The 518-nt window shown below is 66.6% G+C and carries 1 protein-coding gene; it reads right to left on the bottom strand.

Features of this window, described 5'->3' with window-relative positions:
- A partial coding sequence (locus LCE31_RS40140; RefSeq protein WP_225023260.1) for an acyl carrier protein occupies positions 1-518 on the bottom strand: 518 nt, incomplete at both ends.

Genomic DNA, 518 nt, shown 5'->3' with positions numbered 1-518 from the left:
CCACAGATCCTCCGGAGAACCCACCCCACCCGGATAACGGCACGCCATCCCGACAATCACCACAGGATCATCGGAATCGGCGGTCGGCGCGGGCTGGGTGCCGGCGTCGGCATCCGCGCCCAGCACCGCTGATCGTAGGTGTTCGACGAGAACGGCGGGGGTGGGGTAGTCGAAGATCACCGAACTCGGCAGCGTGATCTTCAGGGCGTGCGAGAGCCTGTCCCGCAGTTCGGCGGACATCAGGGAGTCGAAGCCCAGATCCCTGAACGTCTGGCCGAGCGCGCCCTCACCGAGCACGCCGCTGCCGAGAGTGGCTGTGATGTGCGTGCGAGCCAGCTCCGTGATCCGATACGTGCGCTCGGACTCACCGAGCTGCCGCAGCTCACTCACCAGAGCTGACGTCTCCACGGGCGTCTTCTCGTCGTCGAGCGTCATGTCGAGCCAGTAGTGTTGGCGTTGGAAGGCGTAGGTGGGCAGTTCGGTGTGGCGGGCACCGCTCCCGGCGAACAGCTCGGGCC

Origin of the sequence: Streptomyces sp. 8L, assembly GCF_020176795.1 — a bacterium.
In the GTDB taxonomy this organism is placed as follows: domain Bacteria; phylum Actinomycetota; class Actinomycetes; order Streptomycetales; family Streptomycetaceae; genus Streptomyces.
This window is presented reverse-complemented; position numbering and strand designations above follow the sequence as displayed.